Annotated in this window: 25 protein-coding genes; 14 read left to right on the top strand and 11 right to left on the bottom strand. The window is 63.8% G+C overall.

Translation table 11 applies throughout. From position 1 onward, the window contains the following. Window positions 1-57: 57 nt before the first annotated feature. Window positions 58-522: a hypothetical protein gene (locus tag NLY42_RS23225; RefSeq protein ID WP_023726917.1), complete on the bottom strand. Its 465-nt coding sequence runs from the start codon at window positions 520-522 to the stop codon at window positions 58-60. 56 nt (window positions 523-578) lie between these two features. Next, window positions 579-1,304: a DUF2259 domain-containing protein gene (locus NLY42_RS23220; RefSeq protein WP_023754383.1), complete on the bottom strand. Its 726-nt coding sequence runs from the start codon at window positions 1,302-1,304 to the stop codon at window positions 579-581. A 137-nt stretch (window positions 1,305-1,441) separates the two neighbouring features. Between NLY42_RS23220 and NLY42_RS23215 the strand changes: the two genes are divergently transcribed. After that, window positions 1,442-1,696: a DUF2171 domain-containing protein gene (locus NLY42_RS23215; protein WP_023711484.1), complete on the top strand. Its 255-nt coding sequence runs from the start codon at window positions 1,442-1,444 to the stop codon at window positions 1,694-1,696. 7 nt (window positions 1,697-1,703) lie between these two features. Here NLY42_RS23215 and NLY42_RS23210 read toward each other — a convergent pair whose 3' ends face one another. Together NLY42_RS23210 and NLY42_RS23205 are read right to left on the bottom strand one after the other, a co-directional pair. Then, complete coding sequence (locus NLY42_RS23210; RefSeq protein ID WP_023754384.1) at window positions 1,704-2,723, bottom strand: P1 family peptidase; 1,020 nt, start codon at window positions 2,721-2,723, stop codon at window positions 1,704-1,706. After that, window positions 2,723-3,793: a branched-chain amino acid ABC transporter substrate-binding protein gene (locus tag NLY42_RS23205; RefSeq protein ID WP_023754385.1), complete on the bottom strand. Its 1,071-nt coding sequence runs from the start codon at window positions 3,791-3,793 to the stop codon at window positions 2,723-2,725. The genes NLY42_RS23210 and NLY42_RS23205 overlap by 1 nt, the downstream gene beginning before the upstream one ends. A 180-nt stretch (window positions 3,794-3,973) precedes the next feature. Between NLY42_RS23205 and NLY42_RS23200 the strand changes: the two genes are divergently transcribed. From NLY42_RS23200 to NLY42_RS23165, 8 genes are all read left to right on the top strand, one after another. Beyond that, window positions 3,974-4,501, top strand: coding sequence for a flavin reductase (locus NLY42_RS23200; protein ID WP_023690179.1), 528 nt, complete (start codon window positions 3,974-3,976; stop codon window positions 4,499-4,501). Beyond that, the gene (locus NLY42_RS23195; RefSeq protein ID WP_023734540.1) at window positions 4,498-5,427 is read left to right on the top strand and encodes an AAA family ATPase; all 930 of its coding nucleotides are present in this window, start codon (window positions 4,498-4,500) and stop codon (window positions 5,425-5,427) included. The genes NLY42_RS23200 and NLY42_RS23195 overlap by 4 nt, the downstream gene beginning before the upstream one ends. 4 nt (window positions 5,428-5,431) lie before the next feature. Beyond that, complete coding sequence (locus NLY42_RS23190) at window positions 5,432-6,697, top strand: vWA domain-containing protein (RefSeq protein ID WP_023754386.1); 1,266 nt, start codon at window positions 5,432-5,434, stop codon at window positions 6,695-6,697. Between the two features lie 58 nt (window positions 6,698-6,755). Further along, window positions 6,756-7,094, top strand: a complete 339-nt coding sequence (locus NLY42_RS23185) for an XdhC family protein (RefSeq protein WP_023734542.1) — start codon at window positions 6,756-6,758, stop codon at window positions 7,092-7,094. A 2-nt stretch (window positions 7,095-7,096) separates the two neighbouring features. Further along, on the top strand, window positions 7,097-7,801 hold the full coding sequence (locus tag NLY42_RS23180) for an XdhC family protein (protein ID WP_023669076.1): 705 nt from the start codon (window positions 7,097-7,099) through the stop codon (window positions 7,799-7,801). Next, window positions 7,798-9,408 carry an NTP transferase domain-containing protein gene (locus tag NLY42_RS23175; protein WP_023726915.1) on the top strand — a complete coding sequence of 537 codons (1,611 nt, stop codon included), beginning with the start codon at window positions 7,798-7,800 and terminating at the stop codon, window positions 9,406-9,408. The genes NLY42_RS23180 and NLY42_RS23175 overlap by 4 nt, the downstream gene beginning before the upstream one ends. A gap of 185 nt (window positions 9,409-9,593) precedes the next feature. Beyond that, window positions 9,594-10,505 (top strand): alpha/beta hydrolase family protein, encoded by a 912-nt coding sequence (locus NLY42_RS23170; RefSeq protein WP_245260151.1) that lies wholly within the window; start codon window positions 9,594-9,596, stop codon window positions 10,503-10,505. A 74-nt stretch (window positions 10,506-10,579) separates the two neighbouring features. Beyond that, window positions 10,580-11,785 (top strand): epoxide hydrolase family protein, encoded by a 1,206-nt coding sequence (locus NLY42_RS23165; protein WP_245261342.1) that lies wholly within the window; start codon window positions 10,580-10,582, stop codon window positions 11,783-11,785. A 36-nt stretch (window positions 11,786-11,821) separates the two neighbouring features. Here NLY42_RS23165 and NLY42_RS23160 read toward each other — a convergent pair whose 3' ends face one another. Next, window positions 11,822-12,880, bottom strand: coding sequence for a DUF1176 domain-containing protein (locus tag NLY42_RS23160; RefSeq protein ID WP_023754388.1), 1,059 nt, complete (start codon window positions 12,878-12,880; stop codon window positions 11,822-11,824). Between the two features lie 125 nt (window positions 12,881-13,005). On the opposite strand from NLY42_RS23160, the gene NLY42_RS23155 reads away from it, so the two are divergent. Beyond that, a complete protein-coding gene (locus NLY42_RS23155; protein WP_023690171.1) occupies window positions 13,006-13,512 on the top strand; it encodes a DUF1993 domain-containing protein in 507 nt (168 codons plus the stop codon). Between the two features lie 58 nt (window positions 13,513-13,570). Here the strand turns inward: NLY42_RS23155 and NLY42_RS23150 are convergent, their stop codons facing one another. Then, on the bottom strand, window positions 13,571-14,041 hold the full coding sequence (locus NLY42_RS23150) for a hypothetical protein (RefSeq protein ID WP_198022194.1): 471 nt from the start codon (window positions 14,039-14,041) through the stop codon (window positions 13,571-13,573). A 94-nt stretch (window positions 14,042-14,135) separates the two neighbouring features. Between NLY42_RS23150 and NLY42_RS23145 the strand changes: the two genes are divergently transcribed. The 3 genes from NLY42_RS23145 (at window position 14,136) to NLY42_RS23135 (ending at window position 17,100) form a co-directional block, all read left to right on the top strand. Next, the gene (locus NLY42_RS23145; protein ID WP_023684909.1) at window positions 14,136-14,603 is read left to right on the top strand and encodes a hypothetical protein; all 468 of its coding nucleotides are present in this window, start codon (window positions 14,136-14,138) and stop codon (window positions 14,601-14,603) included. Window positions 14,604-14,717: 114 nt separating this feature from the next. Then, the gene (locus NLY42_RS23140; RefSeq protein WP_023754390.1) at window positions 14,718-15,785 is read left to right on the top strand and encodes an aldo/keto reductase; all 1,068 of its coding nucleotides are present in this window, start codon (window positions 14,718-14,720) and stop codon (window positions 15,783-15,785) included. Window positions 15,786-15,837: 52 nt separating this feature from the next. Beyond that, on the top strand, window positions 15,838-17,100 hold the full coding sequence (locus tag NLY42_RS23135) for a cysteine desulfurase-like protein (RefSeq protein ID WP_023754391.1): 1,263 nt from the start codon (window positions 15,838-15,840) through the stop codon (window positions 17,098-17,100). Window positions 17,101-17,104: 4 nt separating this feature from the next. On the opposite strand, the gene NLY42_RS23130 is transcribed toward NLY42_RS23135, so the two are convergent. The 5 genes from NLY42_RS23130 to NLY42_RS23110 form a co-directional block, all read right to left on the bottom strand. Further along, the gene (locus tag NLY42_RS23130) at window positions 17,105-18,133 is read right to left on the bottom strand and encodes a histone deacetylase family protein (RefSeq protein ID WP_023754392.1); all 1,029 of its coding nucleotides are present in this window, start codon (window positions 18,131-18,133) and stop codon (window positions 17,105-17,107) included. Continuing rightward, a complete protein-coding gene (locus NLY42_RS23125; RefSeq protein ID WP_031196820.1) occupies window positions 18,130-18,633 on the bottom strand; it encodes a GNAT family N-acetyltransferase in 504 nt (167 codons plus the stop codon). Before NLY42_RS23125 ends, NLY42_RS23130 begins: the two co-directional genes overlap by 4 nt. A gap of 209 nt (window positions 18,634-18,842) precedes the next feature. Then, a complete protein-coding gene (kce, locus tag NLY42_RS23120; RefSeq protein WP_023690164.1) occupies window positions 18,843-19,772 on the bottom strand; it encodes a 3,5-dioxohexanoate:acetyl-CoA acetone transferase in 930 nt (309 codons plus the stop codon). A 10-nt stretch (window positions 19,773-19,782) separates the two neighbouring features. Beyond that, window positions 19,783-21,156 (bottom strand): aminotransferase family protein, encoded by a 1,374-nt coding sequence (locus NLY42_RS23115; RefSeq protein WP_023690163.1) that lies wholly within the window; start codon window positions 21,154-21,156, stop codon window positions 19,783-19,785. A 1-nt stretch (window position 21,157) separates the two neighbouring features. Next, window positions 21,158-22,789 (bottom strand): N,N-dimethylformamidase beta subunit family domain-containing protein, encoded by a 1,632-nt coding sequence (locus NLY42_RS23110; RefSeq protein ID WP_023754393.1) that lies wholly within the window; start codon window positions 22,787-22,789, stop codon window positions 21,158-21,160. A gap of 169 nt (window positions 22,790-22,958) precedes the next feature. On the opposite strand from NLY42_RS23110, the gene NLY42_RS23105 reads away from it, so the two are divergent. Then, window positions 22,959-23,207 (top strand): ParB N-terminal domain-containing protein, encoded by a 249-nt coding sequence (locus tag NLY42_RS23105; protein WP_023669061.1) that lies wholly within the window; start codon window positions 22,959-22,961, stop codon window positions 23,205-23,207. Window positions 23,208-23,258 lie beyond the last annotated feature (51 nt).

Below are 23,258 nucleotides of genomic sequence, written 5' to 3'. Positions count from 1 at the left end.
GTCAGTCCTGATGTGTCCGTGGTTAAGTGCGCGTCCTAACAGAGGCGGACCGAATGCTCAACGCTGCTGGCGCGCAAACCACACGCTGGCGGCGGCAAGCGCGATGAATCCGAGCGGAAAATAGAGCCTGATACCCAGCACCACGAATTGGTAGAGCGCCGTCAGCGAGGTGAAGACCAGTTCGAACGCCCACCGGGCGGTGAAGGCCTCCGCGTGCCATTCGGCATAGTAGGAGCGGTATTGCAGCGCAAACAACCCGCCGGTGAAGGCGAGCGTCGTGGCAAGCAGGCAGACGAAGGCGGCGGCGAACGCCACTTCCCAGTGCCGGTCGAGCGAGACCAGCCGCGCCGCGAACAACCCGACGGGAAAGGCCAATGCCGCGCCGGTCGCAAACAGCAGGGCGACGAAGCGGATCTTTTCCGGGGTCTCCCAATTGTCGAGCCAAAGACCGGTCAGCGCGCTGGCGCCCATGGCCATCGCCCACAGCAAGGCGCCGACAAGCGCCGCGCCCGTCGATGGTATGGCGCGGCTGACGCGATTTCCGGCGCGCTTGCGCCAGCTGGATTGATCGAGCGCTGTCACAGGCGTCCGGTCACGGCGATCCAGCGAAAATCCGGCCCTTCGAAGCCGTATTGGCGCACCGCGATCAGCACCGCATAGGCGCTGATGCTGTCCATCGAGAACGTCTGCACCGCGCCGATCCTGTAGCCGTTCGGGCAGCCACGGCTTTTCGGGATCGATTTATCCTCATGCAGCAGATGGGTCCGGCCGCCATCCCTGGCCTCGATCCGCAGCAGGCGAAAACCGTTGACCTCGCCCTGGCTCTGGCAGCTTTCGGTGTCATTCATGCCGATCTCGTCCAGCCGGAATTCCAGCGGCGGGTCGACCGGCGAAAAGATCGGCCGTGGGTTCACCACCATGCGGAACGGGTCGGCCGACAATTCGGTCACCGGGTTGAAGCCGGCGGTGATGCCGCGGTTGGCGGTAAGCTCGGCCTGGGCAATGATTGCTTCGCCTTTTTGCTTGGCTTGCTGACGGGCCGTCTCGAGCGAGGCGGTCTCATCCTCCAGCCGGACCCGGATTGGCGTGCCCTTCAGGAACGTGTCGTCGGCGGTGTTGATGTAGTAGCGATTGGCATAGGGAAAGCCCGAACCGTCTGCCACACCATATTCCTCGAAGGCGAAGACGCTGCCATCCTTGCTGAAGCCGAGGATTTCAAGCTCGGCGACATCGCCCGCTCGGGCGGCCATGGCGGATGCCAGATGGACCAGCAGGCAAACGCCAATCAGGACGAGATTTCGCATCGGGGTTCCGCTCCGCCTGCCCTGGTTCGATCGTTCCCTATCACGAGACAGTCAAAACATCGTGCTATTCAAAAGGCGATGCATCCAATTTCGCCTCTGTTTGTTATCGTCGATCGTTTTCAAAAGGAGAACACCCCATGAATGAGGCCAGCAAGATTCGCGAGCATATGGAAGTGATCGGCGCCGACGGCGTTCACATCGGCACCGTCGACCGGGTCGATGGCGAGCGGATCAAGTTGACCAAGGCCGACAGCGGCGAGGGCGCCCATCAGGGGCATCACCACTACATTCCCTTGAGCCTGCTTGCCGAGGTCGAGGGCCAGAAAGTCTGGCTGTCGGCAAATTCGGATGTCGCGGTCAGCTTCGAGGAAGAAGAGTCCGACCCGACCTGATTGAAAGTCAGCGCGACGACCACACCGCAAACAGATCGCCTTCGGCCGGCGTCGCGGCATGGATGCCGCGGCTGATGGCGCGCGCCATGGTGGCGCCGGCGGCGGCAAAGAAATCGACGGCATCGTCGGCGCTGAGTTCTATGCCGCTCTTGCCCGTCGCCAGCGCGAACACCAGATCGCCGTCAGCCGGCGTGTGCACCGGCCAGATGGCGCGCACGAAGCCGTCATGCGCTGAAATGGCCAGCCGCTTGGCTGCCGCCTTGGTCAGCACGGCGTCGGTGGCGATGACGGCGATGGTGGTGTTGCCTCCGGCCTCGGCTTGTCCACCGACACGCTTGTTGCGGTATTTCAACAGGATCCGCCTGGCGTCGTCCGGCATCGGCGAGGGATAGCCGAGGCCTCCGAATTCATCGCCGATCTCGAATGGCGCCGCCCAGAAATAGCGTGTACGCGCAATCGTCACCGAGCCGGTCGGGTTGGCGGCGGCCAGTGCGCCGATGGTGACGCCGCTGTCGAGCACGGTCGAGGCCGAGCCGAGGCCGCCCTTCAGCCCGGAGCTTAGCGCGCCGGTGCCGGCGCCGATTGTGCCGAGCGGAAAGTCGACTGTTGCCGCCTGGGCGGCTTCGTAGCCAAGGTCACGGTAGGGGGGGTACTGGCCCCAATCCTTGTCGCCGCCATTGCGCAGGTCAAACAGGATCGCTGCCGGCACGATCGGCACGCGAAAGCCGCCGACATCGATCCCTATGCCGTTTTCACGCAACGCCGCCTGCACGCCCGATGCGGCGTCGAGGCCGAAGGCCGAGCCGCCCGAGAGAACCACGGCATGGACCGCCTCGATGGAATTGTGCGGTTCGAGCAGGTCGGTCTCGCGCGTGCCCGGCGCGCCGCCGAGGATCTGCACGCCTCCGACCGCCGGTTCATCGCACAGCACGGTCGTGACGCCCGATTTCAACCTCGCGTCCGACGCGTTGCCGACGCGCAGGCCGGCGACATCGGTGATCAGATTGCGCGGTCCGGTGCGAAACATCAGTTCGTCTCCGCCGGCACGAAACGCGTCCCGTCGAAGCGGAAGGCGCGATAGAGGTTTTGGCTCAGATCGCCTTTGTCGTCGAACCGCAGCGGCCCGATCGCGGTGGTGAAATCATGCCCGGTTAGCGCGTCGGCCAGCCCCTTGCCGGAGCCCTCGGACACCGCCGAGGCCGTCTTGGCGATCTCCACCGCCGCATAGGCAGGCAAGGAATAGCCATCAGGCGCGATGTTTTTGGCCGTAAACGCCGCCAGCACCTTGGGATCGGCGACATCGGCCCATTCCGGCGGCGCGATCATCAGCGTGCCGATGGCGTAAGGCACATCGCCGGGTGGCGTGCGCAAATTCTCGCCGCCGGCAAAGACGATGCCGGCCTCGAGCTGGCCGGCGTCGCGGCCCATAATGGCGATGTCGTCGCCGTCGCCACCGGCAAAGACATGCGTCGCGCCCGCCTTCTTCAGCCGGCCGATCAGCCCGATCTGGTTGTCGAGCTGGGGCCGGAACGTGTCTGTGAAGACCGGCTTCAGCGCCGCCTGTTCGGCCGCGGCGCGCAGCGTCTCGGCGATTTCGCGGCCATAGATGGTGCCGTCGTCGACGATGGCGAACAATTCGCTTTGCCACAGCCGGGTCAGGATGCCGGCCACGGCATTGCGCTCGTCGTCGCCGCGCGGCCCCAGCCGATAGACCGGCCAGCCGGTCTTGGCGCGGCGGTCGGTCAGGCTTTCGGTGCGCACGCCAACGGTGATGACCGGTATGTTGGCATCCTTCAGGATCGGCAGCGCCGCCTGGATCGCCTCGGTGCAGAGGAAGCCGACGACGATATCGACCTTCGCAGCGGCGAATTCCCTGGCGGCGGCAGCCCCGCCATCGGCGGTGCAGGCATCGTCGACCGTCCTGATCTCGGCGCCGTTGGCTTCTGCTGCCAGGGCAGCACCCGCCTCGATCTGCTTGCCCAGGATCGCCGACGGACCGGACAGGGGTGCGGCGACGCCGACAAGCAAAGTCTGCGCGCCGGCGCTTGCCGGCAGCAGCCAGAGCAGTGCCGCTATTACAGCTGTTGGGGGTCGCATTCTGACGACGAATTCCTCCGTGCCGGTCGCATGCTTCCAGCGTCTCTTCCGCCAAGACCTAAAGGCTGCCCGCCCCAGGCGCAACACGGGAATTTGCGGATTGGCGTCAACCACTTCGCTTGTGGCCTATTGTGTGCCGCCATATATAACGCTTGGATTCCCGCTTATGGAAAATCATCGGTGTTGAAGTTGAACGACATAGGGCCTCAGGCCTATCGCGACGCGATGGCGCATTTTGCCGGCCACGTCCATGTGGTGACCACCGACGGGCCCGCCGGCAAACGCGGCACGACGGTGATTGCCGCCTGTTCGGTGTCGGACACGCCGCCGACGGTTCTCGTCTGTCTCAACCGCGAGAATGCCAAGAACGAGCTGTTCGTGCAAAACGGCCGGTTTGCGCTGAACACGCTGGCTTCGCACCAGCAGCCGCTATCGGTGGCGTTTTCAGGCCTGACCGGGCTGTCGGCCGATGAGCGTTTCGCGCTTGGCGAGTGGGATGTCATATCGACGGGCGCGCCTACCCTGAAGGGCGCTCTGGCGGTTTTCGACTGCGAATTGATCGACACCAAGGATCTCGCCACCCATCGTGTGCTTTTTGGCAAGGTGACAGGCCTGCGCATGGGCGATAATTTGCGGCCGCTGATCTACCACGCCCGCGACTACCACGTGCTGCAGAGCGGAGCAGAGGCGGCAACGGAGAAAGAATGACCGAGCTGAAACCGCGCCCCGCGCCGCGGACGATCGACGAAACGCTCGATCTCCTGACCGGCGCGGACTACGTCGCGGACCGCTCGCTGGCAACGGTGCTGTTCCTGTCCCTGCGCATGCAGCGGCCGCTGTTCCTTGAAGGGGAGGCCGGCGTCGGCAAGACCGAGATCGCCAAGGTGCTGGCGCAGGCACTCGGCCGCCGGCTGATCCGCCTGCAATGCTATGAGGGGCTCGACGTCTCGTCCGCTGTCTATGAGTGGAATTACGCCGCGCAGATGATAGAGATCCGCATGGAGGAGGCGGCAGGCTCGGTCGACCCCTCCGACATGGAGCGCAATGTCTTTTCCGAAAAATACCTGATCCGCCGCCCGGTGCTCGATGCGCTGACCGGCAAGGCGGGTGCGGCCCCGGTGTTCCTGATCGATGAGCTCGACCGCACCGACGAGGCTTTCGAAGCATTCCTGCTCGAAATTCTGTCCGACTTCCAGGTGACGGTGCCCGAGCTTGGCACGATCAAGGCGGAGGAGCCGCCGATCGTCATCATCACCACCAACCGCACCCGCGAAATCCACGACGCGCTGAAGCGGCGCTGCCTCTATCACTGGGTCGACTATCCCAATGCCGAGCGCGAGCTGGAGATCGTGCGCCGCAAGGTGCCGCAGGCCAACAGCCGACTTTCCGCGGAAGTGGTGTCGTTCATCCAGAAGCTGCGCCGGGTCGAGCTGTTCAAGGCGCCGGGTGTCGCCGAAACCATCGACTGGGCCGGCGCGCTGACCGAACTCGACAAGGTGGCGCTCGATCCCGAAACCGTCTCCGACACGATCGGCGTTTTGTTGAAATACCAGGACGACATTGCCCGCATCGGCGCGGGCGAGGGCCGGCGCATCCTCGATGAGGTCAAGGCCGAACTGGCGGCGGCGGAGTAGGGCAGTGAAGGCGCCGGGTGCTTACCCCAAAGAGACCGACCCCAGAGAGGCGACGGAAGACGGGCGCATCGCCGACAACATCGTCTATTTCGCCCGCACCTTGCGCAAATCCGGCATGCGGGTCGGGCCGGCTTCGGTCAAGGATGGGATCGAGGCGGTGCTGGCAGCCGGCATCGGTTCGCGCGACGATTTCTACTGGACGCTGCATGCCGTGCTGGTGTCGCGGCACGAGGATCACCCTGTTTTCGACGAAGCCTTCCGGCTGTTCTGGAAATCGCGCGAGCTGATCGAGAAACTTCTGGCGATGTTCTCGCCTGTGGCGCCCGACACCAGGGAGAAGCAAAAGCCGCGCGCGGCAGAAAACCGCGTCAGCCAGGCCATGTTCGAAGGCCACGAGAAGAATCGGCCGGTCAGGGAAATCCCGGAGATCGAAGTCGACGCCCGGCTAACCTTCTCCGGGAATGAAGTGCTGCGCGGCAAGGACTTTGCCCAGATGAATGCCGACGAGATGGCAGACGCCAAGAAGGCGATTGCCCGGCTGCGGCTGCCGTTCGACATGGTCCGTACCCGACGCTTCAAGGCAGACCTGCATGGCCGCCGTATCGATCCACGCGCCATGATGCGCTCGGCCGCGCGCACCGGCGGCGAACTGATCCTGCCGAAATTCCGCTCAGCCCGCGAAGTGCATCCGCCGCTGGTGGTTCTCGCCGATATCTCCGGTTCGATGAGCCAGTACACGCGCATCTTCCTGCACTTTCTGCATGCGCTGACCGAAAAACGGCGGCGCGTGCACACCTTCGTCTTCGGCACGCGGCTGACCAATCTCACGCGGCAGATGCGCCATCGCGACCCCGATGCCGCCCTTGCCGACTGCTCGGCGGCGGTCAAGGACTGGTCGGGCGGCACCCGCATCGGCGATACGCTGGCGGAGTTCAACAAGCACTGGTCACGCCGCGTGCTCGGGCAGGGCGCGGTGGTGCTTTTAATCACCGACGGTTTGGAGCGCGACGATGTTTCCGGCCTGTCGCAAGAAATGGATCGCCTGCACAAATCCTGCCGGCGGCTGATCTGGCTCAACCCGCTTCTGCGCTTTGGCGGCTTCGAGGCGCGGGCCCGCGGCGTCAGAGCGATGCTGCCTCATGTCGACGAGTTCCGCTCGGTACACAATCTCGATGCGCTGGCCGACCTCTGCGCCTCGCTGGACAAGAAATCCGCCGCTTCGGTCGATCCGCGTCGCTGGCTGGACGCTGGTGTCAGGCGCGCCGCATAGCCATATTGGATTCCGAAAACAGGCTCCCAGAGAAAAACAGACTTTGAGGCAAGCGATCATGGACAACAGCATCTATCTCGATGAAGCCCGCGATCCGCTGATTATCGCGGAGGGCTGGATGAAGGACGGCAAGGATGTCGCCATCGCCACTGTGGTCGAGACCTGGGGTTCGGCGCCGAGGCCGGTCGGCAGTCATCTGGTCATCGACGCCGAAGGCAATTTCCACGGCTCGGTCTCGGGCGGCTGCGTCGAGGGCGCCGTGGTAAGCGAGGCGATCGACGTCATCGACAGCGGTAAGGCCAAAATGCTGGAGTTCGGCGTTGCCGACGAGACCGCCTGGCAGGTCGGCCTATCCTGCGGCGGCCGCATCAAGGTCTATGTGGAGCGGCTCGGTTAGGCATGGATCCCTACGCTCTCAAAGCCCTCAATGCCGAACGCCGGGCCCGCCGCGCCGCGATCCTGGTCACCGATCTCGGCGACGGCCGCGACCGCATCGTGCGAGAAGGCGACCAGGTTGCCGGCGATCTCGGGCAAGCGATCGCCAAGGCTTTCCGCACCGGCAATTCGGGTTCGGTCGAGGCTGAAGGGCGCACCTTCTTCCTCAACGCGCATTTGCCGCAGCCGCGCCTGGTGGTAGTCGGCGCCGTCCATATCAGTCAGGCGCTGGCGCCGATGGCCAGGATCGCCGGCTATCCCCTGGAGATCGTCGATCCGCGCACCGCCTTCGCCACCCCGGACCGTTTTCCCGATGTAGCACTCCATGCCGAATGGCCGGAGGATGTGCTGAAACGCCAGCCGCTCGACAGCTATACGGCGCTCGCCGCCGTCACCCATGATCCGAAGATCGACGATTTCGCACTGAAGGCCGCGCTCGACGCCAACTGTTTCTATGTCGGCGCACTCGGCAGCCGCAAAACACACGCCAGGCGCGTCGAGCGCCTGCTGGCGCTCGGCGCCAGCGCCGACCAGATCGCCCGCATCCACGCACCGATCGGTATCGACATTGGCGCGGCGAGCCCGGCCGAGATCGCCGTCGCCATCCTGGCGCAGACGATCCACGCCTTTCGCTCGCGCGGTCTCGAAGCCAAAGGCGCGGCGGCGTGAAGTTCGGGCCGATCCCGATCGATCAGGCGCAAGGCGCGGTGCTGGCGCATGCCACGACGGCGGGCGAGCGGCGTTTCCGCAAGGCGCACAGGCTGAGCACGCAGGACGTGGCGGTGCTGAAGGCGGCCGGCATTACCGAGATCGTCGTGGCGGTGCTTGCCGCCGATGACCTCAGCGAGGATGCGGCGGCCGAAAAGATTGCTGCCAGCATGGCCCACCGCAACATCGAGGCAAAACCGGCCGCGACCGGCCGCGTCAACCTCCATGCCAAGGCCGCCGGTCTCTTCACCGTCGATGCCGCCATGATCGACGCCATCAATGCGGTCGACCCGACCATCACCATCGCCACGCTGGCGCAGCACGCACCTGTCGAGACGGGGCAAATGGTGGCGACGGTCAAGATCATCCCGTTCGCTGTTGCCACGGCTCTGGTCGACAAGGTGACGAAGATCTGCGCCGGCGGCGAGATCTTCGCCGTCAACGCCTACCATCCGGTGCGCATCGGCGTCATTCAGACGATGCTGCCCGGCATTAAGGCCAGCGTGCTCGACAAGACGCTGCGCGTCACCGAGGCCCGGCTGGCACGCTCCGGCGGCCGGCTGACGACGGAGCGCCGCACGCCGCACGAGATCGCGCCTGTAGCCGAGGCAGCGGCCGCGCTGGCGCGCGACAACGACATGGTGGTGATCTTCGGCGCCTCGGCGATGAGCGATTTCAACGATGTCGTTCCGGCGGCGATCGAGGCAGCAGGTGGCACGGTGATCCGCGCGGGCATGCCCGTCGATCCCGGCAATCTGCTGGTGCTGGGCACGCTCGACGGCAAGCGCGTCATCGGCGCGCCCGGTTGCGCCCGCAGCCCCAAGGAGAACGGTTTCGATTGGGTGCTCGACAGGCTGATCGCCGGCCTCGACGTCACCGCCAAGGACATCGCCGGCATGGGCGTTGGCGGCCTCTTGATGGAAATCCCGACCCGGCCGCAGCCGCGCGAGCCGCTGCCGGCGAGAGCCGGGCTGAAGGTCGAGATCGTGCTTCTGGCCGCCGGTCGCTCCAGCCGCATGGGCGGGCCGAACAAGCTTCTGGCGCTGTTCGACGGCAAACCGCTGGTGCGCCGGACAGTCGAGCGCGCACTGGCCTCGAAGGCAACCAGCACCGTTGTCGTCACCGGCCACCAGCGTGAGCGGGTGCACCAAGCCTTGACCGGCCTCGACGTGATCTTCGCCGACAATCCGGATTTTGCCGACGGCCTGTCCTCGTCTCTAAAAGCCGGCATTGCCCGCGTTGGAGCCGAGGCGGCCGGCGCCATGATCGTCCTCGGCGACATGCCGGGTATCTCATCGGCCGATCTCGACCGGTTGATCGAGGCCTTCCGTAGGGACGGCGGCCGCTCAGTGGTGCGTGCCGCCCATGACGGCCGCCGCGGCAATCCGGTGCTGCTGCCACGCGCGCTGTTTGGAGGCATCGCTCACCTCGAGGGCGACACCGGCGCCCGCCATCTGGTCGAGGCCGAGGGACTGGATGTCATCGACGTCGAGATCGGCGACGGCGCGTCGATCGATGTCGACACCCGCGAGGCGCTGGAAGACGCCGGCGGCGTGCTGCAGGATTGACAAAGCGAAGCCGAAAAACGCATGCCTTTAGCATGGCTCTCTCTTTACTTGCCTCAGCGCTTCTACCCCCCTCTGGCCTGCCGGCCATCTCCCCCTCAAGGGGGGAGATCAGCAGCCTCGATGGCGGCGTCTATCCTGCAGCTTTGAAGATTGGCGGAAGGCGGCGTGATATCCAATCTCCCCCCTTGAGGGGGAGATGGCCGGCAGCCCAGAGGGGGGCGGCCGCGCTCCATAGCCTTCTGATTTCGCTCTTTTTCCTGTTCTCTGCCGCCCACGCCGACGCGCTCGAACTAAAACCCTACAAGGATGACCTCTTCGCCTATCCGGCGACGCTCTCGTCCACGGACAAAGGCGCCTACACCGTCATCGACTATCGCGAGATGCGCGACATCAACGACCGCGACGAAGTGCCGGAAAAGCGCGTGCATGCGCAGTATACCGACACCGGCGTGCGCAAGGTGCAGCAGGATTTGATGCTGAAAACCGATGCCGGCGATGTCAGGCATGTCGCTGTCGGCAAGACCGATGGCGCCGGCATCATCGTGCTTTACCTGCACGGGCAGGGCGGCAGCCGCAAGCAGGGTGTCGACGACTTCACCTTCGGCGGCAATTTCAACCGCATCAAGAACCTGATGGCCGGCAATGGCGGCCTTTATCTCTCACCCGATTTCACCGATTTCGGCGACAAGGGCGCGGCGCAGATCGCAGCCCTGATCGGCCACTATGCCGAGGCCTCGCCGGACGCGAAGATTTTCGTCGCCTGCGGCTCGATGGGTGGTGCGCTGTGCTGGAAACTTGCCGGCCGCGACGATACCGGACGGCGCATCAGCGGGCTGCTGCTGCTCGGCTCGCTATGGGATGACAGCTTCCTTTCGAGCCCGGCTTACAGGCGTCACGTGCCGGTGTTTTTCGGCCAGGGCAGCAAGGACCCGGTCTTTCCCGTGGAGAAACAGGAAGCCTTCTTCCGCTCCATCATTGCGAACTCGAAAGCCTATCCGACCCGGTTCGTCCGTTTTGAAACGGGCACCCACGGCACGCCGATCCGCATGGTGGACTGGCGCCAAACGTTGAACTGGATGCTGTCAAAAGCGCCCTGAGGCATATGGCCCAGAGGTGCCCGTTGGTTTTGGCGATCATGGTTCGGCCGATATCCTTACTGGGGTAGGCTGATATGATCCAACAGATCGGAAGCACAGCGATGGACGCTCACCCCTTCAAGATCCAAATTCCGAACGAACAACTTGAAGATCTCCAGCGCCGGCTTAGCGCAACACGATGGCCAATTCCGCTAAGCGAAGCGGGCTGGAGTGATGGGGCCGACCTGCCGTTCATCAAGCGCCTTGCGGATTACTGGCGAGACCGCTTCGACTGGAGAGTGCAAGAGGCGCGGCTGAACCGGCTGCCGCAATATCTGACGAGGCTGAACAACCTAGATGTCCACTTTGTCCACCAGCCAGGCAACGGACCGGCGCCGCTGCCGCTGATCATAACGCATGGCTGGCCCGGCTCGTTCATCGAAATGGAACACGTCATTCCATTGCTGGCAGACCCAGCTGCCCATGGTGGTGACCCGGCCGACGCTTTCCACGTGGTAGTTCCCTCCTTGCCCGGATACGGCTTTTCCCAGGCGCCGACGGAACCAGGCTTCCATTCCGGCCGCATCGCGGAGTTATGGGTACAGTTGATGCGGGGGCTCGGCTACGACCGCTTCGCTTCCCAAGGAGGCGACATCGGGGCGGGCGTTTCCGCCTGGATGGCACGGCTCCATTCCGAAAGCGTGCTTGGCGTCCACGTCAATTACATTCCCGGGAGCTATCGGCCACCCTTGGGTGCAGGTCTGCCACCCGTCACCGTTGAGGAGCAGGCCTTTCTGGACAACGCCGAGGCCTGGACGGCAACGGAGGGCGCCTATGCCCATCTGCAGGGCACGAAGCCTCAGACGCTTGCTTATGCTCTGACAGACTCGCCGATCGGTCTCGCAGCCTGGATGATCGAGAAGTTCCGTAGCTGGAGCGATTGCGACGGTGACGTGGAGCGCACCTTCGGCATGGACACGCTCCTTACGGATGTTTCGCTCTATTGGTTCAGCAACGCGCTCACCTCGTCCTTGCGGCTCTACAAGGAGAATCGACTGTTCCCTCTTGCGTTCGAGACGCTGGAACGCGTTTCGCCGCCATTTGGGGTAGCGCTTTTCCCTCGCGAGTTGCCGATGCCGCCTCGATCCTGGGTGGCGCGGGTCTTTGACGTTCAGCGATGGACATCGATGCCGCGAGGCGGCCATTTCGCTGCGCTGGAGGAACCGAGTCTTCTGGTCGAAGACATTCGCGCCTTCTTCCGGCCGATGCGTTCCCGGCCTGAAACGAGAAGGCGAATGTGAAGGACTGCTTGAGCGCGGCGGTTCCTGCTAAGACCCCTACGGCGCGGTGTTGTAGTCGACCACCGTCCGCGGGTTCTCCTCGCCATCGTAAGACGCGTCCACATCATATTGGACGAGGGAGAAATCGCCGTTACGGAACAGGTATATCCCCTTGTCCGAGGCGTCGCCGATGCCGCGCCATTTGTTGAACGTGGTCAGCGTCTTGGCTTCTTCGTCATATTCGGAATTGGCCGCCCAGCCGGTTGTGCGGAAGCCGATGATATCCATGCCCAGCAGTTTGCCGTCGCTGTCATTGTTCTCGTAACGGATATCCATTTCGGGCTCGGTGAACTGCAACTGCCGCACGCCCGATACTTCGTCGGTCATGTAGTAGACCGAACTTGCGTTATAGGCTGCCGCTTGGCAGTAGAACTCGAAAAGCCGCGTTTCCTTGTCGGGATCGCTGGCAGCCGCGTCCTTTGCCTTGTATTTGATCGAAAAGATGTTCGGCTCCTCGCCGAGAAATTGCTTGTCACACTGATCGCCATAATCAGCGGCGAACAGTTTCTTCACGTGCTCGAGTGCGGTGTCCTTCTTCGGCGGCGGCGGCCCGTCACCACAGCTTGGCGGCAGCGCCCCCTCGAAATCGGCCTTGGATGGCTTCAGCGCGCCCTTGTCGATAAAGATCGGTCGGAACGGCGGGGCCTGGATCTGAGCGCTGACCTGGCGCAGCGTGTAGCAGCCGGCGAAAACTGCTTCCTTGCCGTCCTTGTCGGTGGCGCGGATGGCGACCGGAACGCTGTAATAGATGCTGCCGGCCGCACCTTCATCGGAAATGGCGCCGGTTTCGACGTCGACCTTGTCGGTGCCGTCATAGCCCTTGACGAAGGTATCAAAATCCTTTGCCGGCTTGGTATCGCCGTAGTAAGCCCAGGCGCGGGCGAATTCGTGCCGGTTGATGGCGCTGTAGAGCGAGCGGATGACGGCTGCGGCGTCCGACCTGTCATCGACGTAAGGGGCTTGGTCATCGGCTGCCGGTTCATCGTCGGCGAACACAGCCTGGCCGGATGCGGCAAGGGAGCAAAAGGCGGCCGCTGCCAGAAAGACGCGTCTCATCGGAGAATCTCCACCACGAAAGGAGTCTATCATAGAGATTGCGGCGACGTGGTGACGCTTGAAAAATCCTCCGGGAAGGCGCTACGTCCCGCCGTCGGCGCTTCAGCCGCAATGGAGATTTGAACGTGACACTATCGATGTATGAAGCCTCGGTGCCGGTGTTTTCGGCCAGGCTGAAGGCGCTGTCCGGCGTGCTGTCGGCGGCCGAACAGAATGCAACCGAGCGCAAGATCGACCCGCAGGTGTTTTTGACCGCGAGGTTGGCGCCCGACATGTACGCGCTGGTCAGGCAGGTGCAGGTCGCCACCGACCACGCCAAGGGCGCGCCATCACGGCTGGCCCGTCGCGAGGTGCCGAAATACGAAGACAATGAAGCGACCTTCGCCGAGTTGCAGGCGCGCCTGACCAAGACGCTCGATCTGCTGGCGTCATTCTCAGCCGCCGAATTCGAGGGTTCGGATGAAAGGGTGGTCGAACTGAAGTTTGGCCAGCGCGAAGCCTCGATGCCAGGCATGCAGTATCTGCTGCATGTCGCCATGCCCAACTTCTATTTCCACGTGACCACGGCTTACGACATCCTGCGCCACAATGGCGTGCCGCTGACCAAGGGTGCCTATCTCGGGAATCGTTGACGAATTCGGCATTCCGAGGTTTCCCGGTCGCTGCCGGGAAACCTCGTCTCGCGCTGGTTCAGCGCACGGACATTTCGCTGGCTATGCGCGGGAAGTCGGCCGGCTTGATGCCGATGTCGGCGCGGTCGGCATTGCTCATCGAATGCAGCAACGCCAGTGCGGAACGATAACGCAGATGCTCCTGCGGACGCGGACGGGCAAACATTTCAGTGAAGAACCCCATGATTCGGCCCCTTGTTGATCCTCCACGGCGCCGAGTATAGGAAATTTGTGAAGATTGTGCAGTGCAGCATTTGCATGGCAGCCATTCCAAGCGAATTTTTTTCGGCACAATTGCCGCGTGCGCTGAAACTTGTGGCGCATCCCCACCGTATGCATAGACGCTGGCACATGGCCGGCTTTTCCTCGCCACTCCTGGCGAATTTCCGGACTGCATGCAAATGCAGTCCGGCTTTTTGTTGAGCTGCACCATCAACCGGTCGCGCAAGCCCGGCGAACGCCTAAACTGGTTAAGATCAGTGGCATTCATTTTTAACGAGCCGGTTCTATGGTGCGACCGGCTCTGTTCGCATGCGCAAAACGAGGGGGAGGCTGACATCGGCGCCAAGCGGGATTTCGCTTCCTTGCTCGACGATCTGTTCGTCGCCTCCGACAAGGACGAGGCTGGCGGGGAGACAGGCGCGCGGCCGTCGATCCCGTTCGACTATCTCTCCGTGGCCGACGAGCTTCATTCCGGCCGCATCAAGGTCTCCGGCGAAACCTTCACGGCCGAGTATCGCGAAGCGGGGTCCGATCTTGCCGCCGAATTCGCAGCCCTTCTCGACCAGGCCAAGCTGGCACTGGCCGGCGAGGAAGCAAAGCCCGAGGAGAAGCTGCCACCGATCGATCCTGACGCAATCGCGGTCGAACTCGGCCTCGATCATCCCGTCAAGAACGCCGATCTCGGCCGCATGCGCCGCAGCTTCGCTTTCGCCAACCATCCCGACCGTGTCGCGCCGCATCTGCGCCAGCGCGCCATGATCCGCATGCAGGTGGCCAACATGTTGATCGACGAAGCCAAGCGGCGGGCTTTGGCTGGCGTCCGGCGCTGACTTCCAGGGTTCACGCAAAAGTCGGTCCGCTAAGGGTTGGAGAGCGGCGCCGCTTTCCCTATAGATGCGGCTTCCTTCCCGCGTAGCCGCGCAATTCCCGCCGGAGAAAATTCGATGCATAAACGCCGTCTCGGTCGGACCGATCTTCTTGTGACCCAGATCTGCCTGGGGTCGATGACCTGGGGCGAGCAGAACACCGAGGCCGATGGCCATGCGCAGATGGATCTGGCTTTTGAGCGCGGCGTGAATTTCATCGACACCGCCGAGCTCTACCCGATCCCGCCCAAGGCCGAGACGCAGGGGCGCACGGAAAAGATCATCGGCAGCTGGATGAAGGCCAAGGGCAACCGCGACAAGGTGATCCTGGCCTCGAAGGTGGTCGGCCGCACCGCCAACAGCTGGTTTCGTGGCGACCGTCCGTCGAAATTGGTGCGCGCCGATATCTTTGACGCCATCGACAAATCGCTGTCCAAGCTCGGCACCGACTATCTCGATCTCTATCAGATCCATTGGCCGGAGCGCGACATCCCCTGGGGCGCCAACCCGACCCGCGTGGGTGCTGTGCCGCGCCGTGCCGATGCCGTTGGGGCGCCGGCCGGCGAGACGCCGATCGCCGAGACACTCGCAGTCTTCGAGGAGCTGGTGAAGGCGGGAAAGATCCGCCATCTCGGCCTGTCGAACGAAAGCTCCTGGGGCGTCATGCGCTTCATCGCCGAGGCCGACAAGGGCGTCGGCCCGCGCATCGTTTCGCTGCAAAACGCATACAGCCTCGTCAACCGCACATTTGAGGTGAACCTCGCCGAAGTCTGCGACCGCGAAGAGGTTGGCTTTCTCGCCTATTCGCCGCTGGCGCAAGGCTATCTCACCGGCAAATACGATCATGGCGCGCGGCCGCAAGGTTCGCGCTCGCAGCTGTTCAACCGCGGCCAGCGCTATGAGACGCCGAATGCGGCGGAGGCGCAGCTCGAATACAACGAACTGGCGCGCTCCTTCGGCCTCGAACCGGCGCTGTTCGCCAACGCCTATGTCGCCAGCCGACCCTTTGTTACCTCCAGCATCATCGGCGCGACGACGATTGCCCAGCTCGAGATGGCGCTGTCCTCAGTTGACGTGACCTGGACCGACGAGATGCAGAAGGCCGTCGACGCGATCCACCAGCGCGTGGGCAATCCTTGTCCGTAAGCGGGCACTCCGGGCGGAATTCCGTAGAAAACACAAGGGGAAGGAGACAGCAATGGATTTTCCGATCGAGACCGTCAGGGGAAAATTTCCGGCGCTGGACCTGACCGACAAAGGCCGCCGGCGCATCTATCTCGACAATCCGGCCGGCACGCAGGTGCCACAGGCGGTTGCCGATGCGGTGGCGCGCTGCCTCCTCACCACCAACGCCAATCTCGGCGGTTATTTCGAAACCACGCTTGCCGCGCAACAGGTGGTCGACGGCGCCCATGCGGCGATGGCCGATTTCCTGGGTTCAGCGAGCGCTGAGGAAATCATCATCGGCGCCAATATGACGACGCTGACCTATCACATGTCGCGCACGCTCGGCCGCGGCTTCAAGCCGGGCGACGAGATCATCGTCACCCGCATGGATCATGAGGGCAATGTCTCGCCCTGGCTGCAGCTGGCCGAGGACCTCGGCCTTGTGGTGCGCTTCCTGCCCTTCGACGAGAACAGCTGGCAGGTCGAGGAGGCGGCGCTCAGCGCTCTGCTTACCGACAGGACAAAACTCGTTGCGCTGAACTATGCGTCGAACCTCACCGGCTCGATCAACCGGGTCAAGGCGCTGACGGCTATCGCCAAACAGGCCGGCGCGCTCGTCTATGTCGATGCCGTGCAGTTCGCGCCGCACGGGCTGGTCGACGTGCAGGATCTCGGCTGCGACTTCCTGGTTTGCTCGGCCTACAAGTTCTTCGGCCCGCACATGGGCATATTGTGGGGACGCCGCGACATCATCGATGCGCTGCAACCCTACAAATGCCGTTGCTCTTCCAATGGCCTGCCGGAGCGCTTCGAACTCGGCACGCCGCAGATCGAACTGATGGCCGGGCTTACCGCAGCGGTCGATTACTTCGCCGAACTCGGTGCTGCGGCCGGCGAGGGCGGTTCGCGAAGGCAAAAGATCGCAAAGGCATACGAAGTGTCGATCGCCTACGAAAACCCGCTGGCGCTGGGGCTGATCGATGGGCTGTCCGCCATTGAGGGCCTGACCATCCGCGGCATCACCGATCAGAAGCGTGTCATTGAGCGCGTGCCGACCGTGTCCTTCACCGTCGACGGCATCGTGCCAGAGACGATCGTGCGGCAGATGAATGCCGAGAACATTTTTCTATGGTCGGGTCACAACTACGCCTGGGAGATCGTCCACCATCTCGGCATTCCGGCCGAGCAGGGCGTCGTGCGCATCGGTATTGCGCACTACAACACGGCGGCAGAGATCGACGAGACGTTGGAAAGCGTGCACCGGGTGATCGCCATGCTGAGGCAGCAGCGCTAGTCAGCTATCGCTGTTTGCCGCCGAAACCGGTGAGGAACGCCGTGAGATTGTCGCCGAGCGCGTCGCAGAGATAGCCGCCTTCCTGGACGATAACCGCCGGCAGGCCAAGCTTGGCAATTGCCTCGCCGATCCGCGAGAAACCGGGCGTGGTCACCGAAAGCCCGCCGAACGGATCGCCCTCGAACGCATCGAGACCGAGCGCCACGACCAGCGCGTCCGGCGAAAAGGCGCGGATACGCTGGAACGCCACTTCGAGGGCCTCCAGAAACGCCGCGTCCGCTGATTTGCGCGGCAATGGCAGGTTGAAATTATAGCCGAGGCCCGGACCTTCGCCGCGCTCATCGGCATGGCCCCAGAAGAACGGATAGAAGCGCACCGGATCGGCGTGCAGCGACACCGTCAGGACGTCGGAACGCGTATAAAAGATGCCTTGCGTGCCGTTGCCGTGATGCAGGTCGACATCGAGGATCGCCACCCGCGCCGCCTGCTTGCGCAACACCTGGGCTGCGACCGCCGAATTGTTGATGAAGCAGAAGCCACCGGCGACATCGGCAAAGGCATGATGGCCGGGCGGCCGGCAGAGCGCATAAGCGGCAGGCGCGCCCGATATCACCGCTTCGGCTGCCTCGACTGCACTCCAGGCGCTCCACAGCGCGCTGTGCCAGGTTTCGGCCGAGATCGGGCAAGCGGTGTCGGCCATGTGGTAGCCGGCCTGGCCGACCGCCGAGGCCGGATAGGACCCTGTGCGGGCCAGTGGATGGATGTTGGGGATGACTTCCGCGGATGCGCCCTCGATGCGCTGCCAGCGCGCAAAAATGTGTTCGAGGAAGGCGAGATACTCCGGCGTATGCACGGCCGCCACCGGGCCTAGGCCATGTTCCCTGGGCCGCTCGATCATCAATCCGGCGGATTTTGCGCCGGCTAACAATCGCTCTACCCGCTCCGGCTGTTCGGGATTGGGCTGCGGCGCACCGCTGGACAGAAAGGCCTTCGGGTCGTGGCGTTTCTGCTCCTCGGCAAAGAAGGCTTTCATTCCGCGTCCCCATCCTGCGCTGCATCGGCAAAGGCGAAAAAGGCATCGCCAACAATCTTCTGCGTCTGCTCGTAGCTCGACCAGGCGATGCCCAGCCGCTCATAAAAAGCCTTGGCGCCGTCATTGTCGGTGTCGACGGACAGCCTGAGATAGGCGCCGCCATCCCGGCGGCAGTCGCGCGCGACCCGGCGCAGCAGTCTTTCGCCGATCTTGCGGCCGCGAAACCGGTCCTCGACATAGAGGTCCTGGATATAGACGCCGGGCCGCCCCATCCATGTCGAGAAGATCGGGAAATGCAGGCAGAGCCCCGCAAAATCGCCGCCGATCTCGGCGATCAGGGTGGAGAAGGCGGGTTTGTCGCCAAAGCCGTAGCGGCGGAGATCGTCGGCAGTGGACGTGATCTCCTGATGCGCGCCGATATGGGTGCCGAGCTTGAGCAGCGCGGCATGGATGGTGTCGACGTCGTCGATGGTGCCGGGGCGGAGGGTGACTGTACTCACGATAGGCAAGGCGCCCAGGCACCCCCCTCTGTCCTGCCGGACATCTCACCCTCAAGGGGGGAGATTGGCAGCTTTGGCGCTGCCATCCATTTTGCAACGATTGAGATTGGCGAAGGCCGCAGTGACATCCGATCTCCCCCCTTGGGGGTGAGATGTCCGGCAGGCCAGAGGGGGGTGTGCCAGAACGCCATCATCGCAGATCAATCATCTCAAAACGCCACCCGGTCCCCACCCTTCAGCGCCAGCATCTCCCGCGCCTCCGCCGGTGTGGCCACCTCCAACGACAGGCCATCGAGAATGCCACGTATCCTGCGCACCTGGTCGGCGTTGGATTTCGCCAGCTGGCGTCCGTCGTAGAGACTGTCCTCCAGCCCGACGCGGACATTGCCGCCCATCGCCGCTGCGATCGAGATCAGCGGCATCTGGTGGCGGCCGGCGGCGAGCACCGAGAACTGGTAGCTGTCGCCGAACAGCTTGTCGGCAATGCGCTTCATGTGGATGAGATTGTCGGGATCGGCACCGATGCCACCCAGAATGCCGAGCACGAATTGAATGAACAGCGGCCCCGACACCAGCCCGCGGTCGCGGAAATGCGCCAGCGAATAGAGATGGCCGACATCGTAGCATTCGAACTCGAAGCGCGTGCCGCAGCCCTTGCCGAGCTTTTCGAGCACGCCTTCCATATCGGCAAAGGTGTTCTTGAAGATGGTGTCGCGGGTGGCTTCGAGCAGCTTTGGTTCCCACTCGTGCTGCCACTCCCTTGGCTTGTCGAGCATCGGGAACAGCGCGAAATTCATCGAGCCCATGTTGAGCGAGCACATTTCCGGCTCGGCCCGCAGTGGTGCCGCCAGCCGCTGGTCGAGCGTCATCAGCGACGAACCGCCGGTGGTGATGTTGATCACCGCATCGGTCGCTTGCTTGATGCGCGGCAGGAACTGCATGAACACCTCAGGATCGGCGGTCGGCCGGCCGTCTTTGGGATCGCGGGCGTGGAGATGCAGGATTGAGGCGCCAGCCTCGGCCGCCGCGATGGCGCCGGTCGCGATCTGGTCCGGCGTCACCGGCAGATAGGGCGACATGGACGGGGTGTGCACCGAGCCAGTGACCGCGCAGGTGATGATGACTTTCCTCGGCGCCATTCTTTAGCCCTCAGCCTTCGACCGGCAGGTCGAGTTCGGCGGCCAGAACTTCCAGCGAATCGCCGATGATGGAAATGATCTCGCCGACCTCTTCAGCCGTGACGATCATCGGCGGCGCCACCATGAAATTGTCGCCGTCTACACCGCCCTTGACCCTGCGGCCGTAGATGATCAGCCCGCGCTCGTAGGCGAGGTCGAGCAGGCGCTGCGTGGCTTTCTTGCCCTGTTCGATCGGCCGTAGAGTTTCGGGATCGGCAACCATCTCGGCGCCGGTGAGCAGGCCTTTGCCTCGGACATCGGCGATGAACGGAAAACGCTTCGCCAGCCCTTTCAGCCCGTCCATCAGCACGTCGCCCATCGCGGCGGCATTGGCGATCAGGTCGAGGCGGTCCATTTCGCCGAGCACGGCGAGCCCGGCCGCGCAGGCGAGCGGATTGCCAGCATAGGTGTGGCCATGCTGGAAGCCGCCCGACGCCAGCAGCGGCTCGACCAGCCGCATCGGGGCGGCCAGCGCGCCGAGCGGCGCATAGCCGGAGCCAAGCCCCTTCGACAGCGCGACGATGTCAGGCTTGCAGTTCCAATGGTCGCCGCCAAGGAATTTTCCGGTGCGGCCGGCGCCGCTCATCACTTCATCATGGATGAGCAGGATGCCGTAGCGGTCGCAGATCTCGCGTATACGCGGATAATAGCTGTCCGGTGCGACGAGGGCCGAAGTCGCCGCACCGCCGATCGGCTCCATGATGAAGGCGAGCACGCTGTCCGGGCCCTCGGCCTGGATCTTCTCCTCCAGCATGTCGGCATAGCGGACGCCGCGCTGCTCCATCGAAAGATTGTCGCGGTCGCGCCATGCCGTCGGCGCCGGCACGGTCGGCATCACCCGCATCATCGGTGTGAACGTTTCGGCCAGCGCATCGTCGCCGGTTATCGAAAGCGAACCCAGCGTGCCGCCATGATAGGAGGGAAAACGCGTGATAACCTTCCAGCGCTTCGGCTGGCCGGTCGCGACCGCCCATTGCCGCGCCAGCTTGATGCAGGATTCCGTCGCCTCCGAACCGCCGGAGACGAAGAAGATTCGGTCCATGCCCTCCGGCAGTTTGCCGGCGAGCTCCCGCGCCAGTTCTTCCGCCGGCTCGTTCTCGAAATGCAGGCGGTAGGCGAAGGTGGCGCGGTCCATCTGCCGCTTCATGGCGTCCAGCACATTGCGGTTGGAGTGACCGATATTGGCGACCATCGGCCCGCTCGATCCGTCGATGAAGCGGCGGCCGTCCTGCGTCCACATATAGATGCCTTCGGCGCGGTCGATCAGCGGCCGGCGCAGGCTGGAGAGGTAGAACAGGTGCGATGGCGCGCGCGTTTCTGAACCAGTTGATGAGGGCTTCTGCATGTCAGGTCTTTCCGAGATAGCGGTCGATTACATTCCTGGTCACGCGCTCGACCATCGGATCCTGCCTGAGCAGGCCGGCCACCCATTCGCAGCTTCCGGCGTGGAAAACCTCGCCCTTGCCGCGCGGGAAATTGACGATCATGCCGTTGCCGCGTTTGACCTTTTCCAGATTGGCGTCGGTCGCCTCGCCAAACAGCGTTTCGGCCGTAAAGCGGCCATCCTCGTCGGTGAGAAACTGGTCCTCGATCGGGATGTCGGCGCTTTCCTCGACCTGGCTCGCCATGCCGACGGCCAGCACCTGCAGCCCGTCAGGCGCACCGCTGTCCGGTGTCGGATAGGGCAGGCCGCCGCGGATCTCGAAATCGAGCCCGTCGACTTCATAGCCATAGACATGGCTGTCGGCGCCGAGCAGGTCGCCATAGTACATGCCGGTGCCGGCAAAGGCCCAGTGCTCGGGCCGATAGACCGGAAAGCCGCGCACGCCGCGCGGTGCGCATCCGCCCCAGCCGGCATAGACGCCGCGGGTCGCGTTGAGGCCGAAGGTCATAGCGCCGGGACGGCCGATCTCCGGCGCTTCCCAGGAATTGGTGGCGCGGGTGACGTCGCTGCTATAGGCGGGGTCCTCGGCCCGCGCGCGGTATTTGTAACAGACCTGCCGGCGGCCTTCGTCCTCGAGCCTTGTCTGCCACATGAAATTGCCGGCAAAGCGCGCCGCATGGCCGCCGCGCTCAACGTAGCTGTCGACGGTATCCCGCATCTCCCAGGTCCAGTACTCGTCATGGCCGACGAAGACCACACAGTCATAACCATCGAGGATTTCGGGCGAGAAGTGCAAATCGTGCTGGCTGGCGAGATCGACGCCATAGCCGGCGCGCTCGGCAAAGCGGAAGAAGTGGCTGTCATAGCTCGCCCAGCCGGAGGAGGTGTATTTCTTCGAATGTCCGGTGGCGTACGCCCATTCCATGTGCGGATAGCGCGGCACTGTTTTCGGCGGCACCGCAACCTCCAGCGGCACGCGCGGCGCATCCTTGGGCAGCACCACGAAGCCGCGGCACCAGGGCCGCTGGGTCGACACCATGCGCGCATATTGGTCGCGGCCCGGGCCGGTGATGCCTTGATAGGCGTTGGAGCCGCCCCATGTGTTGTAGGACAGCCAGGTGCCGGTCGCCGCCACCTGCAGCACGCGACCGGGTTTTCTGCCGGGCAGGGGCGCGACGATGATGAGGTGATGGCAATGGATGGGCTCGCGCCCGTCCGCCGTCAGCGTCAGCCGATAGGCGCCGGATGGCCAATCGTCGCTGATGCGAAATTCGAAAGACGCCTCCCAGCCGCAGCCTTCGACCGAGCACTGGTCGGGCGTATCCTGCCAGCGCGCCGAAAGCCCCGTTTGCTCGAAGACCTTTGTCTCGCTGCCGCCGTCGCGGACAATGACAATGCTGAAGCGCGGCGCCGTCGAGCTGACATGCAGCGTCACGGTCTCGCCGGCGCGGTAGGAAAATCGATCAGAATAGCACCAGATCTCGCCCCGCTCGCCGTCCATTCCCGGCCATTCATAGTAATGGCCGCGCACTGCCTCGCGGCGCTGCTCGGGCGTCAGTCCGAAATCGGGAAATTCGGTCGGCAGTTGGGTCATGAACACCGGAAAAGTAACAGGCCGCCATTTCGGCCATCTGCCGGCCAAGCGTCAAATGGAAACGATCGGGCCAGCAATTGCATACGACACAATTGCTTGGCCGCTCTTGGCCGCACCCGGCAAACCGACTATCTCAGGCGAGGCGGCATTTTCCGCCTCGGGAGCCGGTATGCTGAGAGTGCAGAAGGTCAAGGTCGACGAAATCTACGTGCCGACGGCGCGCAAGAAGACGCTGCATCCCGAAACGGTCCGGCATCTGGCCGAAGACATACTGGAAAACGGCATGAAGACGCCGATCCAGGTTCGCCATGACGGCAAGCGCCACATCCTGGTCGAGGGCCTGCACCGGCTGGAAGCCGCCAAATGGCTCGGCGAGACCGAGATCGACGCCTATCTGGTGCAGGCCAAGCGCCACTGAGGCGCGCGACCGATCGACAACAGCCAAACCGGTCATTCTTCCGCGGATTTT

Source organism: Mesorhizobium sp. C372A (assembly GCF_030323245.1).
Classification (GTDB): Bacteria; Pseudomonadota; Alphaproteobacteria; order Rhizobiales; family Rhizobiaceae; genus Mesorhizobium.
Note: the sequence above shows the minus strand (reverse complement) of the source record. Positions and strands in the feature narration are given on the sequence as shown.